At 70.9% G+C, this 13,847-nt stretch carries 9 protein-coding genes; 8 read left to right on the plus strand and 1 reads right to left on the minus strand.

The genetic code is table 11. From position 1 onward, the window contains the following. Positions 1 to 97: 97 nt before the first annotated feature. The gene (locus tag I004_RS0118110; protein ID WP_028436657.1) at positions 98 to 2,728 is read right to left on the minus strand and encodes a bifunctional FO biosynthesis protein CofGH; all 2,631 of its coding nucleotides are present in this window, start codon (positions 2,726 to 2,728) and stop codon (positions 98 to 100) included. Positions 2,729 to 2,859: 131 nt separating this feature from the next. On the opposite strand from I004_RS0118110, the gene I004_RS34640 reads away from it, so the two are divergent. The 8 genes from I004_RS34640 to afsR all read left to right on the plus strand — a co-directional run bounded on the left by I004_RS34640 (position 2,860) and on the right by afsR (position 13,843). Next, positions 2,860 to 3,453: a hypothetical protein gene (locus I004_RS34640; protein WP_028436658.1), complete on the plus strand. Its 594-nt coding sequence runs from the start codon at positions 2,860 to 2,862 to the stop codon at positions 3,451 to 3,453. Between the two features lie 181 nt (positions 3,454 to 3,634). Continuing rightward, on the plus strand, positions 3,635 to 5,134 hold the full coding sequence (locus tag I004_RS0118120; protein ID WP_028436659.1) for a CehA/McbA family metallohydrolase: 1,500 nt from the start codon (positions 3,635 to 3,637) through the stop codon (positions 5,132 to 5,134). Positions 5,135 to 5,446: 312 nt separating this feature from the next. Further along, positions 5,447 to 7,429 (plus strand): ATP-binding protein, encoded by a 1,983-nt coding sequence (locus tag I004_RS34645; protein WP_078511391.1) that lies wholly within the window; start codon positions 5,447 to 5,449, stop codon positions 7,427 to 7,429. Then, complete coding sequence (locus I004_RS0118130) at positions 7,426 to 7,851, plus strand: roadblock/LC7 domain-containing protein (RefSeq protein ID WP_028436660.1); 426 nt, start codon at positions 7,426 to 7,428, stop codon at positions 7,849 to 7,851. The genes I004_RS34645 and I004_RS0118130 overlap by 4 nt, the downstream gene beginning before the upstream one ends. Next, positions 7,848 to 8,216 (plus strand): DUF742 domain-containing protein, encoded by a 369-nt coding sequence (locus tag I004_RS0118135; RefSeq protein WP_028436661.1) that lies wholly within the window; start codon positions 7,848 to 7,850, stop codon positions 8,214 to 8,216. Before I004_RS0118130 ends, I004_RS0118135 begins: the two co-directional genes overlap by 4 nt. Positions 8,217 to 8,313: 97 nt before the next feature. Beyond that, positions 8,314 to 8,889, plus strand: a complete 576-nt coding sequence (locus tag I004_RS0118140) for an ATP/GTP-binding protein (protein WP_028436662.1) — start codon at positions 8,314 to 8,316, stop codon at positions 8,887 to 8,889. A gap of 221 nt (positions 8,890 to 9,110) precedes the next feature. Next, positions 9,111 to 10,421 carry a cytochrome P450 family protein gene (locus I004_RS34650; protein WP_486580116.1) on the plus strand — a complete coding sequence of 437 codons (1,311 nt, stop codon included), beginning with the start codon at positions 9,111 to 9,113 and terminating at the stop codon, positions 10,419 to 10,421. A gap of 467 nt (positions 10,422 to 10,888) precedes the next feature. After that, positions 10,889 to 13,843, plus strand: a complete 2,955-nt coding sequence (afsR, locus tag I004_RS0118155) for an SARP-family global regulator AfsR (RefSeq protein WP_028436663.1) — start codon at positions 10,889 to 10,891, stop codon at positions 13,841 to 13,843. Positions 13,844 to 13,847 lie beyond the last annotated feature (4 nt).

A 13,847-nucleotide genomic window follows, 5' to 3' on the forward strand; every position in this document is an offset into this window, starting at 1 on the left:
GGAAGCGGCCACGTCTCACTCCAACTGGTACGGCTGACGGACAAGAGCTACAAGGGGAGGTCGGCCCCTCGGCAGGTCAGCACTCTAGAACGCCGGTTCACTTTTCCAACACCGGGAGGAGCTCAGGAAGGTGCCCGTCGGAACGCCGGGCGGCCTCCAGGCGCTCCGCCGGCACCCGACCGTACAGCGTCGTACGGGCACGGGCCGGGCGGCCCGCCGCCTCGGCGATCGCCACGAGGTCCTTGACGGAGCGGTACGAGCCGTAGGAGGAGCCGGCCATGCGGGAGATCGTCTCCTCCATCAGCGTGCCGCCCAGGTCGTTGGCGCCCGAGCGGAGCATCTCCGCCGCGCCCTCGGTCCCAAGCTTGACCCAGCTCGTCTGGATGTTGGGGATGTACGGGTGCAGCAGGAGCCTCGCCATCGCCGTCACGGCACGGTTGTCACGGGTCGTGGGGCCGGGCCGGGCGATGCCCGCCAGATAGACCGGGGCATTGGTGTGGATGAAGGGCAGCGTGACGAACTCGGTGAAGCCTTCTGCGCCCTTGGCGAGCGCGGACTGCTGGATCCCCGCGAGCCTGCGCAGATGGCCGACCCAGTGGCGGGGCTGGTCCACGTGCCCGTACATCATCGTCGAGGACGAGCGGATGCCCAACTCGTGTGCTGTCTCGATGACTTCGGCCCACGTGTCGGCGGGCAGCTTGCCCTTGGTGAGGATCCAGCGGACCTCGTCGTCGAGGATCTCGGCAGCGGTGCCGGGCACGGACCCAAGGCCGGCCTCCCGCGCCTGCAGCAGCCACTCGCGGATCGACAGACCCGTGCGGCTGGCGCCGTTGACGACCTCCATCGGTGAGAAGGCGTGCACATGCATCCCGGGCACGCGCTCCCTCACGGCACGGGCGATGTCGAAGTACGCGGTGCCGGGCAGGTCCGGGTGGATGCCGCCCTGCATGCAGACCTCCACCGCGCCCACGTCCCACGCCTGTTGGGCGCGGTCGGCGACCTGGTCCAGGGAGAGCGTGTAGGCGTCCGCGTCGGTGCGTCGCTGGGCGAACGCGCAGAAACGGCAGCCCGTGTAACAGACGTTGGTGAAGTTGATGTTGCGCGTGACGATGTACGTCACGTCGTCGCCGACGACGTCGCGGCGCAGCTCGTCGGCGATGCCGCACAGGGTGTCCAGGGCCGGTCCGTCGGCGTGCATGAGGGCGAGCGCCTCGTCGTCGGTGAGGCGCGTCGGGTCGGCGGCGGCCGTGGACAGGGCCGCGCGCACGTCCGTGTCGATGCGCTCGGGTGCCATTCCCGGGCGTGCGGCCTCGCGCAGGGAGTCCCAGTCGCCGTAGACCTCGTCGAAGTCGTCACGCCTGTCGGCGGTGCGCCCGTCGGTGTCGATGGTGCGGTGCAGGTCGGTGCGCCCCGAGGGAGCGAGGTATCCCTCGTCGGGTTCCTGCCAGGGGCGGCCCTCGACGGGGGCGTCCTCGCGTGCCAGGCCCGTCTCGGGCTCGGTGAGCGCGTCGACGTGCGGCAGCAGCCGCGGGTCGAGCCACGGTTCGCCGCGCTTGATGAACTCCGGGTAGATCGGGAGCCGTTCACGCAGCACGAAGCCGGAGGCCGCGGTGCGCTCCGCCAGGTCGTCGATCTGCGGCCAGGGGCGCTCGGGGTTGACGTGGTCGCGGGTGAGCGGGGAGACGCCTCCCCAGTCGTCGATGCCGGCGTCGATGAGCATCGCGTACTCGCCGTCGACGAGGTTCGGCGGCGCCTGGATCCGTGCCGAGGGCCCCATGATGTGACGTGCGACGGCGATCGTCGCCGCCAGTTCCTCGAGTTCGGCGTCGGGCATTCCGCGCATCGCCGTGTCCGGCTTCGCGCGGAAGTTCTGCATGATGAGTTCCTGGATGCCGTGGTACGCCCGCTGGATGCGGCGCAGCGAGAACAGGGACTCGGCGCGCTCCTCGTACGTCTCGCCGATCCCGATCAACAGCCCTGTCGTGAACGGGACGTTGGAGCGCCCGGCGTCCTCCAGGACGCGCAGCCGCACCGCCGGCTCCTTGTCCGGGGAACCGTGGTGGGGGCCGCCGGGCTCGCTCCACAACCGCTCGGCGGTGGTCTCCAGCATCATGCCCATCGAGGGCGAAACGGGCTTGAGGCGCTGGAAGTCCGACCAGGAGAGCACCCCGGGGTTGAGGTGCGGCAGAAGGCCGGTCTCCTCAAGGACGCGGATCGCCATGGCCCGCACGTACGAGAGCGTGTCGTCGTAACCGTGCGACTCCAGCCACTCGCGGGCCTCCGGCCAGCGGTCCTCCGGCTTGTCGCCGAGCGTGAAGAGGGCTTCCTTGCAGCCCGTTTCGGCACCTCGGCGTGCGATGTCGAGAACCTCGTCCGGCGAGAGGAACGCCCCCGAGCTCCGCTCGGGAGGTTCCCCCACCGTGGCCTTCTCGCGGCGCAGCTTGCCGGGGACGGTGACGAACGTGCAGTAGTGGCACTTGTCCCGGCACAGCCGGGTGAGCGGGATGAAGACCCCGCGCGAGTAGGTGATCACTCCAGGACGGCCCGCCGCTTCCAGCCCGGCGTCCCGGACGCGGGCCGCGGAGCGTGCGAGTTCGGTGAGGTCGTCACCGCGTGCCTGGAGCAGGACAGCGGCTTCGGCGGCGTCGAGCGTCACCCCGTCGCGGGCGCGCCGGAGAGCGCGCCGCATTGCGTTGGCGGTGGGGGCATCCTGCGCGTTCGAAGTCATGAACCGAGCATACGAGCGGTATTGGCGGCTCTCCGGAAGGGGCCGCTGCGGGCAATATCACATCGTCTACGGTGCTGCGTGACACGCGGCCGCGCACCGGGGCGGCCTTTTCCACAACTACGGGGGAATTCATGCGAGTTCGCTTTGCCACGACCACCGCCGCGCTGGTCCTCGCCGTGCTGGGCGGGGGCGCCGTCACGGCGCACGCCGCGCAGGGCGGGCCCGCCGGCGGAGTTCCGGGCGGGATATCGGCGGGGGCCTCCGGCGGGACGTCCGCCGGGGCTGCCGACCGGGCGCGGGACGGCGACCAGGTCGATACGCAGGCGGCGCCGGGCCGAATATCCGGCGGCGGGAGCAGGGGCGGCACGACCAGCGGCTCCTCGAGTTCGAGCAGCAGCACCACGACCAGCAGCAGCACGGGCGGCAGCCTCAGCGGCAGTAGCAGCAGCGGTGGCAGCAAGACAAGCAGTTCCGGCAGCACGGGCGGCTCCGTCAGCACCAGTGGGGGCGTCAGCAAGACCAGCTCGGGCAGCAGCTCGAAGGGCGGCTCGAGCCTCGGCCGGACGACCACCACGACCACTGCCGGCAGTCACAGCACCCCCGGACCGGAGCGCACGAAGAAGAGCAGCAGCCGCTGGTGGCTGTGGCTGGTGATCCCGCTGGTCCTCATCGTGATCGCGGTCGTGGCCGTCGCCCTCTTCGTCGCCTCCCGGCGCCGCTCCTGACGGTCGCATCCGGGCCGTGCCCGCGCGTCGCCGCGGGTACGGCCGGAGTTTTCCACAGGGGTTTCCCCGCACGTCGCCCGCGCGTACAACAGTGACTCGTGGCGTCACGCAGGCGCCGTGGGACTACGGGTGCGGGGCGTGCGGCACGGGCCGCGCGCAGGGGGAGGCACATATGTCAGGCGTGGAAAGACGTGACGTGCTGCGGCTGTCGGCCGTGGCGGGCGCCACGGGCGTGCTCACTCTCGGCGGGGTGAGCTTCGCACGCGCCGCCGACGGCTCCGAGAAGTCCAGGACGATGAAGGGCCACCTGCCCACGGGCGCACCGGACTACGTGTATCTGCCGGTCGAGGTCCCCTCCGGGGTTCGCGAGATCGAGGTGGCGTACACCTACGAGAAGCCGTCCGTCCCCGAGGGCACGAAGGGCAACGCCCTGGACATCGGGGTCTTCGACGAGCGGGGCACGGGGCTCGGCGGACGGGGCTTCCGTGGCTGGTCGGGCGGCGCGCGGGACCGGTTCACGATCAGCGCCGAGGAGGCGACACCCGGATATCTGGCAGGCCCGGTGCGCGAAGGCACCTGGCATGTCGTCCTCGGCCCCTACACCGTCGCCCCCCAGGGGCTGAACTACGAGGTGACGGTCACCCTCCGGTACGGGAGTCCGGGCACCACGCCCCGTCCCGTCCACCCCCCGGAGCGCGCACGGGGCCGCGGCCGCGCCTGGTACCGGGGTGACTGCCACCTCCACACGGTGCACTCGGACGGCAAGCGCACCCCGGCGGAGACCGCTGCGGCCGCGCGCGACGCGGGGCTCGACTTCATCACCACTACCGAGCACAACACCACGTCCGGGCACGGTGCCTGGGCCGGGCTGTGGGACGAGGACTTCCTGATCCTGTGCGGCGAGGAGATCACCACCCGCAACGGCCATGTGCTGGCACTCGGCACGGATCCCGGCACGTTCATCGACTGGCGCTACCGGGCGAGGGACGGTCACTTCTCCCGCTTCGCGCGCCGCATCCGCCAAGCCGGCGGTCTGGTCGTCCCGGCCCATCCCGACTGTCCCTTCGTGGGCTGCCAGTGGAAGTTCGGCTACGAGGAAGCGGACGCGGTGGAGGTGTGGAACGGGCCGTGGACCGTGGACGACGAACTCGCGGTCGCCGCATGGGACAACATGCTGGTGGCTCCGCCGTCCGGCCGCGGCCCGCTCCCCGCGATGGGCAACAGTGACGCGCACGCCGAGCCGCAGAAAGTGGGCCTGCCGCAGACGGTCGTCCTCGCGGACGATCTCTCCCGTCGGTCCCTGCTGGAGGGCATACGCGCGGGCCGCAGCTACATCGCGGAGTCCTCGGCCATCTCCGTGGGGTTCACCGCAAACGGCCCGCACGGCGAACACGCGGGTATCGGCGAGCGGTTGGCTGTGAAGCGCGACGCGGAGGTCACCGTCCGCCTGGAGGTCTCGGGTGCCCCTGAGGGCGCCACGGCCAGGTTCCTCACCGACCAGGGCGAGCTGTTCACCGGGGCGGTCGGCGCCGAACCGCTGGAGTGGCGCACGACTGCCTCCCTGGCGGCGTATGTGCGCGCGGAGATACGCCACCGTCCGCCCATCGGCTCGCCCGCCGGCCTGCCGGGCACCATGGCCGCGATGACCAACCCGATCCGGCTCGGCCACGACGACGGCTGAGGCAACTCGGCGCCCGGCGGCGGCTGAAGCAACGGCCGCCCCGTCCGCTGACGGATCGTCACAGGGGGAACTCATCACGCCCGAATCGGGGTTACGGCGGGCTGCGCCCGAACTCCCCCTGCCTGAAGGCGGAATGCGATCAGTCGATGTGTACGGATGTTCCCGTTACGGGTGTGCACGCGATTGGTCTGCGGCAGCATGTGGGAACCGCCGGGCGACGAGTGCCGATGGGGCCGGTGCTCCGGGCGCAGTTCGCTCCCCCGGGCTCGTCCGGAACATCGATCACAGCAATCCAGTCGACCAAGGACGCCGATGACCGACACACCGGTGGTGCTGATCGTATTCCTCGCCCTGGGTACGGTCGCCGTCGTTCTGGCGCTGCTTCTCGTCCGCTCGCGGCAGGAGCTGAGCAGATCGCAACTGCACGCAGAGGCGATCGGGACGGAACTCGAGGGTGCGTCACGGTACGCCGCCGACCTCGGGGCGAGACTCAGGGCCGTCGAGGCCGAACTCAGACATCTCGTCGAAGCCCGCATCCCCGACCTGGCCACCTCGCTCGCCCACTCCCACGTCCCTGTCCCCGGCCCGCTCGGGACCGCGACGCTCAGCCCCGAACTGGACCGGTCCATCGACGCCGTCCTGGCCCAGGTGCGCGACGAGGTAGCCAAGGAACGCAACCGGGTCGACGCCGCCGCACAGGCAGCCATGCGTGGCGCCACCACAACGATCCAGGCGCTGCTCTACCAGCTCCAGACCCTCCTCCAGCGGATGCAGGAGAAGTACGAGGACCCGCTCGTCGCCGAGGACCTGCTCGCCGCCGACTTCCTCAACGAACAGGCGCTGCGCCGCATCCAGTCGACCGCCGTGGTGTGCGGGGCCTGGCCGGGCCTGACGCGGGAGAACTCACACCTCGCGGACGTCGTCGTCGGCGCCTCGTCCAGGCTCAGTGGGTACGAGCGCGTCCAGATCAGCAACCTGCTGCGCGACCCGGTGGGTGTGATCGCCCGAGCGGTCGAGCCGGTCGCCGTGACGCTCACTGAGCTGATGGCGAACGCCCTCCACCACTCCCACCCGGACCTGCCCGTCGTCGTCACGCTCCAGCAGGGCAACCGCGGAGTGTCCGTGATCATTGACGACTCGGGCGTCGGCATGAACGCCGAGGAATTCGCCCGGGCCAAGCGGCTGATGTCGGGCGACGAGGCGATCCTCGTCACGGAGCTCGGCGACCCTCCGCGCAACGGTTTCGCGGCGATCGGGCGGCTCGTCCGCCAGTACGGGTTCAGCACGCACGTGGAGGCGTCGCCGTACGGGGGCGTACGTGCCGTCGTGCACCTCCCCGGCGATCCCCTGCTCACGCTGCTCGACGAGGCAGAACATCCGATGTCGCCCATGGCTCCCTCATCCCCGCACCATCTGTCCGTACCTCCTGAGCCTGCTGCCGCTACGAAGTCCCGCTCCCCCGCAACGACGGGGGCGTCGACGGCGGGTGCGCCGGCGGTGGGAGAGACGGGCCCGGGTGCGGGTGCGGGTGCGGGTGCGGGTGCGGGTGCGGGTGCGGGTGCGGGTGCGGGTGCGGGCGCTGACGGTCCCCTGGCTCCGCGCCCGGCATGTGCACAGGAGCTGCCGCGCCGTCGCAGGCGGCACCGTGCGGATGCACAGGAGAAGGCGAACGCCGCGGGTGCCGACGGCAGCGGAGCCGGTGAGCCCGCCGTGGACAATCTGTTCCTCGGCTCGCGGACCGGCGTGGGCCTCGCCCCGCCCTCGACTCCCGAGGAGAGCGCCGAGCGCTGGTCCGCGTTCCAGAAGGGCACGGCCTCCGGACGCGTAGCCGCAGGAACGGTTCCGCCGCGCACACCTGGTGCCCCTGGTGCGGACAACTCCCCCGAGGAGACGCTCGGCAAAGAGTCCGCGCGGGCGGTGCGGCCCACTCGGACGGAAGAGCCCGGGGAGTCCGAACGACCGCCCGCCGCAGACGAGTTGAGCACCATGGGCGAAGCCAGCGGTTCGGAGAAAGCGAGCACCACGGGCGAGGCCAGCGGCGCGAGCAGCGCCGAGAAGGCGAGCACCAGGACCGGCACGGACGACACGAGCTCCACGCCCGGCACGGGCAACGCCACCACCACGGGCGGCACCGGCAGCACGACCGACCCAGCCCGTACGGGCAGCACGAACGACGAAGCCGGCACAGGCAGTTCAGCCGGCACAAACCGCACGCGCAACACAAGCGAGACCGGCGGGGCCGGTGACTCCGGCGACCCAGGCTCCGGTGCATCCGAAGGGAACCTTCCGACATGACCACTCCCTCGCACCGTTCCGTCCGCGAGGACACGTCCTGGGTGCTTGCTCCGCTCCTCGAACTGCCGCATGTGATCCATGCGGCGGTGATCTCGGGGGACGGTCTCATCGAGGGCCGCTCTCCCGACCTGGCGCGGGATTCAGCCGAGGGCGTCGCCGCGATGCTCTCCGCCCTGCAGGGCGCGGCCCGCACCACGACCGCGGCGTTCGCCGGCGAATTCGACGTCACGTTGCGGCAGACCGTGATCGAGTCCGATCTCGGCTGGGTCTTCGCGATACCCGCGGGTGACAACACATGCCTGGCCGTCTTCGCCGGGCCGGAGGTCAACATGGGTGTCGTCACGCACCAGATGCAGGTCCAAGTGGCCACCCTCGGCTCCAAGGCCATGAGCCGTCCGACACGGAGCGACAGTCCGGAATGAATCCGCCGCCGCGTGACCACCGACGTCTCGTGCCCGCGTATCTGGCCACCACCGGACGCGCGCGGCCCAGCCGCAACACGCTCGACCGGCTCACGGTGCTGTACGCCCCCGCCGACCCGAGGGGGAGCGGCCTGCGCCCCGAGCAGCGCCGCCTGCTGGAGCTGCTTCAGCCCGGACCGCTCTCCCTGGCCGAAGCGGCGGCACATCTGCGGCTGCCGGTCAGCCTCGTGAAGGTCATGGTGGCCGACCTCGTAGACGCCGGCCGACTGGCGGCCCGAGCCCCCGTACCCGAAGCCGAACTGCCCGAGCGGCAGATTCTGGAGAAGGTTCTCGATGGACTCCGCACCCTCAAGTCCTCGCGATGACAACCCCGGTGACGACCCCGGTGACGACTCCGCAGACGAAGGTGACGTACCTCCCGCAGGCGTCGGCACCGGCACCGATCCCCCGGCCAGGGCCGGGATGTACCTCGACGCCGAACGGCCCCAGACGCTGGTGAAGCTGCTGGTGGCCGGCCCGTTCGGGGTCGGCAAGACCACATTCATACGTTCGCTGTCGGAGACGGAGCCGCTGCACACCGAGGAGGTGATGACCAGCAGCAGTGCGCTGGTCGACGACCTCTCCGGGATCCGGGAGAAGTCCACGACGACCGTCGCGATCGACTTCGGACGTCTGACGCTGCCCGGCGACCTGGTCCTCTACATGTTCGGCACGCCCGGCCAGCGCCGCTTCTCGCCGCTGTGGCAGGACATCTCGCGGGGCGCGCTGGGAGCGCTCGTCCTGGCCGACACCCGGCGACTGTCCGATTCCTTCGAGGTGATGGACATGATCGAGGACGCCGGGCTGCGGTACGCGGTCGCAGTCAACGCCTTCCCCGACTCGCCCTCGCACCAGGCCTCCACGCTCCGGGACCACCTCGACCTGCTGCCCGACACCCCGCTCGTGCTGTGCGACGCACGCGACCGTGACCAGGCGACCGACGCGCTCATCGGACTCATGGACCACGTGCTCGCCTTCACGCCCCAGGAGACAGCGTGACCCCCACCCCCGAACCGGGCCCGCCCGTATCCGGCACCCCGGGTCCGCCCGTATCCGGCACCCCGGGTCCGCCCGAACCTGGTGCCCCGGAACCAAGTACGTCCGGACCGGGCACGCCCCGACGACCCGCACCCGCCGACCCCGTCACGTCCGCCCGCGCCGCGCCCGGCGCCGAACCGCATGACGCCGAACGGCCCGGCACCGAATCGCACGGCGAGCCCGTGCGGTTGTACGGGCCGGAGTTCGCCGCCGATCCGCAGGCCGTGTACGACCGGCTCCGTCAGTACGGCCCCCTGGCACCCGTCGAGATCTCACCGGGGGTAGCGGCCACGCTGGTCACCGACTACCGGGCTGCCCTCGATCTGCTGCACGACCCCGTGACCTGGTCGAAGGACTCCCGGCTCTGGCAGGAGAAATTGCCGGCGGATTCGCCGATCCTCCCCATGCTCGGCTGGCGCCCGAACGTCATGTTCAACGACGGGGACGAGCACGCCCGTTACCGGCAGGTGATCACCGACGGATTCGACCGGATCCCCTCACACGAGCTGCGGACGATGGTGGTGAGCATCGCCGACTCGCTCATTGCGGGCTTCGGTGCGGACGGCCACGCGGACCTGATGGGGCAGTTCGCCCGGGTGCTGCCGCTGAAGCTCTTCAACCGGCTCTTCGGGCTGCCCGATTCCTCCAGCGACCGCCTCATCTCCTCGATCGCCGGAATGATGGAGGGCGACCCGGCGGAGGCGTCGGCCGCGAGCGCCGAGTACCAGGGCTACATCGGTCAGCTGATCGCCGCCAAGAAGCGGGTCCGCGGCCGGGACCTGACGTCCTGGTTCCTGGATCACCCCGCCGGACTCAGCGACGAGGAGGTCACACACCAGATCGTCCTCACGATGGGTGCAGGCCACGAACCGACGACCAACCTGATCGGCAACGCCCTGTCCCGGATGCTCACCGACGAGCGCTACTACAGCACGCTCTCCGGCGGCGCCCTGACCCCGCGCGACGCGATCCAGGACGTACTCCTCAACGAGCCGCCGATCTCCAACTACTCGGCGCACTTCCCCAGGCGGGACGTGTACTTCCACGGCACGTGGATCCGTACCGGGCAGCTCGTCATGGTCTCCTACGCGGCGGCCGGTGCCGCACACGGCCGCGCGGGCGCCGGAGCAAGCGGCAGCGGTGCGAGCGGTTCCGGCGGCGGGGCACATCTTGCCTGGTCGGCGGGTCCGCACTCCTGCCCCGTTCCCCGTCCCGCGCTGCTCATCGCGACCACCGCGATCGAACGGCTCTCGGCGTGGCTCTCCGACATCGAGCTGACCGTCCCGCACGACGAACTCGCGTACCGGCCGGGGCCGTTCCACCGCGCGCTCGTACGGCTACCCGCCCGGTTCACTCCGATCAGCCCCGACCAGGCAGGAGCCACTCCATGGGACAGCAGGGAGAGCAGGCACACGAAGGGCGGCAGGAGCCCCGGGAGCAGCGAGGGCGGCGAGCGGCCGGCCGAGGCCCCCGGCGTTCCCGGCCGCTCCTAGCCGACCCCGTCCCGATCGACCCGGCTCGTACGGGGCCGATCACCGCCGCCTGCGGGCCGCGATCCCGGGCAGGCGCACCGATGTGGAGCATCTGTCGTTCGGACACGGCGTGCACTTCTGTCTGGGCGCCCCCTCGCGCGCAGGGAAGCCCGCACTGCGCTTCCCGCGCTCTTCGACCGCTTCCCGCGGCTGCGCCTGGCGGCCCGGCCGCAGGATCTGGACCAGGTGGAATCCTTCATGGCGCACGGCTACCGGACGCTGCCGGTCCTTCTCGACGGGCGGCTGACACTGTCGCAACGACGCCAAGCGGGCCCGGCCGTACCCCCGGCGGTACCACACCAATCGCCCCTGTTCCGTGAGAAGTTCGAAGGACTCGTAGAGGACCTGGGGCCCTGATGACGTATAGCTGACAAGCAAGGCAGACTGACCTCTGCGGGAGTGGGATAAGGAGCGCGGGGGGCCAAGTCATGGGCGCCGAGGGGAACATCGGCCGTGTAACCGAGCGGCAGGAGCACCAGTTGTGCTTCACCGTGCTCGGACCGGTCCGTGCCCGCCGTGGCGACCAGGAGATCCCCATGGGCTCTCCGCAGCAGCGCGCCCTGCTCGCCGCACTGCTGCTGCGCGGCGGTCACACCGCGACGGCCGAGGAGCTGATCGACGCCCTCTGGGGCGAGGAGCCTCCGGACCAGGCGAAGGCCGCGCTGCGCACGTACGCGTCCCGCATCCGCAAGGCTCTCGGCGACGACGCGGAGCTGATGGTCAGCGAGTCCGGCGGATACGCGATCCGTCCCGGGCGCGCATACTCCGAGGTCGTCCTGGATCTGGACGTGGCCACCGCACATGTCTCGGACGCGGAGAAGTCCGCGGCGAGCGGCGACCGTCCGGGTGCGCACGAGAGCTACACCGCGGCGCTCGCTCAGTGGAGTGGTGAGGCGCTGGCGCACGTGCCGGGACCCTTCGCGGAGCGGCACCGCAGCCGCCTGACGGAGTGGCAGATATCCCTCCAGGAACACCTCATCGACCTGGGGCTCCAACTGGGCTGCCACACCGAGGCGGTGAGCGAGCTGACGGCTCTGACGGCCGCGCACCCGCTGCGCGAGCGGCTCCGGGAGCTGCTGATGCTGGCCCTCTACCGCAGCGGCAGGCAGGGCGAGGCGCTCGCGGTCTTCGCCGACACGCGACGGATGCTCGCCGACGAACTCGGCGTGGACCCCTGCGCCGAACTCGTCAGCCTCCACCAGCGCATCCTGGAGGCCGACGACAGCCTCTCCCTCACTCCCGACGAGCCGGAAGGCCCCGCCACACCCAAGCCCGCCCAGCCCGCTCAACTGCCCGCCACCGTCCCCGACTTCACAGGCCGCAAGGCGTTCGTCGCGGAGCTGAAGGAGCAACTCGCCCAGGCGGAGGGCACGGTGATGGCCGTCTCCGCGGTGGCCGGAATCGGCGGCGTCGGCAAGACGACCCTCGCGGTGCACGTCGCCCACGCCGCGGCCGAACACTTTCCCGACGGCCAGCTGTACGTGGACCTCCAGGGCGCCGGCCCGTCGGCTGCCGAACCGCAGGCGGTGCTGGGCTCGTTCCTGCGCTCACTCGGCGTGGACGACACCGGCATCCCGGAAGGGGTCGAGGAAAGGTCCGCGTTGTTCCGGTCGCTGCTGTCCGGCCGCCGGGTGCTGACCTTCCTGGACAACGCGCGCGACGCGGCGCAGGTCCGTCCCCTCCTCGCCGGGGCGGCCGGCTGCGCGGCACTTGTCACCAGCCGCGTCCGCATGGTCGATCTGGCCGGAGCGCAGCTCATCGACCTCGATGTGATGAGCCCCGAGGAGGCGATGACGCTCTTCACGCGCATCGTCGGCGAGGAGCGTGTGACCGCGGAGCGGCAGGCAGCCATGGCCGTGGTCGGTGCCTGCGGATTCCTGCCGCTGGCCATCCGTATCGCTGCGGCGCGGCTTGCCTCACGCCGTACCTGGACGGTCGGCATCCTCGCGGAGAAGCTCGCCGACGAATGCCGGCGCCTCGACGAACTCCAGGTCGGCGACCAGGCCGTCAAGGCCACCTTCGAACTCGGCTACGGACAACTCGACGCCGAACAGGCCCGCAGCTTCCGCCTGTTGGGCCTCGCCGACGGCCCGGACATCTCCCTCCGGGCCGCGGCGGCGCTCCTCGACCGCTCGGCCGGGACGACCGAGTCCCTGCTGGAGTCGCTGGTCGACGCGTCCCTGCTGGAGTCGGCGGCGCCCGGCCGCTACCGCTTCCACGACCTGGTACGGCTCTTCGCCCGCGCATGCGCCGAGCGCGACGAACAGCCGCCGTCGGAACGGGAAGCGGCTTTTTCCCGGCTGCTGGACTTCTACCTCGCCACTGCCTCGAAGGTCTTCGCCCTCGAACGCCCGGGGGAGCGAGCTCTGGACCACCTCATGCAACCGCTCACCGACGGCATGGGCTTCGAGAGCAGAGACGAGGCACTCGGCTGGCTTTTCTCGGAGGCCGACTGCGTGCTCTCCTGCGTGCAGCAGGCGGCGGAACGAGGCATGCTGCGCCATGCCGCCGATCTGCTGATCGCCGTAAAGGACTGCGCCGACTCCGGTGTCCATTCCCTGCGTTACGAACGTGCCGCCGCCGTCGTACGGGACGCGGCCCATAGCGCCGACGACGCACTGGCCGAGGCCAGGGTCCAGTCCATGCTGACGCACACGCACATCGTCTCGGGCCGCTTCGATCAAGCGGACGGGACGGCCCAGCGAGCCGCCCGTCTCGCCGAGATCGCCGAGGACACGCTGACGACCTGCTGGTCCCTGAACCAGCGCGGGATCATCGCCAATTGCCAGGGTCGCTACACCGACGGAGAGGCGTACCTGCTGCGCGCGATCGATGCCTTCCGCGCGGACGGCAACCGCCCGAGCGAAGCGAGCGCCTTGAGTAACCTCTCGCACATCAATCTGGCGCTGCGGCGTACGGACCGCGCGGTCGAGCTGGCGTGGCAGGGGCTGGAGATCTACGAGAGCCTGGACCACAGGATGCGAATGGCCAACGGGAGGTACGCCCTCGGGCGGGCTCTCACACGTGCCAACCGCATTCCCGAGGGACTCGAGCAGCTGACCAAGGCCGTGGCACTCTTCCGCGAAACCCGGCAGCCACTTTGGGAAGGCGTCTCCCACTTCCGCATGGCGGAGGCCCACTTGGCGGCCGACCGCCCTGGGCAGGCAGCGGCACACGCGGAGCAGGCGCTCGCACTGCGGGGTATCGGCGGTGAGTGGATGCGCGGCAGGATGCTCACGGTGCTGGGGCGGGCACTGGTGGCGCTGGGTCAGCACGACCGGGGACGTGTGTGCTGGAAGGACGCGCTTGCCGTCTTCGACGACATGGGAGCGTCGGACGCGGAAGAGGTACGCGGTCTATTGACCCCGGCCCCAGCTGCGTAAACCT

It is taken from the genome of Streptomyces sp. TAA486, assembly GCF_000426165.1.